The 272-nt window shown below is 34.2% G+C and carries 1 pseudogene; it reads right to left on the reverse strand.

Going from position 1 to position 272, the window contains the following annotated elements:
- Positions 1–272 (reverse strand): annotated as a pseudogene (locus SB717_RS35820) (RNA polymerase sporulation sigma factor SigH); the annotation flags it as partial.

Here is a 272-nt window from a genome sequence, read left to right on the forward strand (position 1 = left end):
TTCTTTCTAAATCGCTTAATAATTCTGATATTTTTGATTCTATGTCTGTATATTCTTCTTGGCTAATAATCATCTCTTCAGGATCAGTTACCTTCGCTTCAGAAATAACATCCAATAATGTTCGATCAGATTCCTCATCGTAAATCGGCTTATCTAAAGACACATACGAATTTAAGGGAATATGTTTTTGCCTTGTTGCCGTTTTAATAGCGGTAATAATTTGTCGAGTGATACACAGTTCAGCAAATGCTTTGAATGAAGACAGCTTGTCC

Source organism: Priestia sp. SIMBA_032 (genome assembly GCF_046535215.1).
Classification (GTDB): Bacteria; Bacillota; Bacilli; order Bacillales; family Bacillaceae_H; genus Priestia; species Priestia aryabhattai.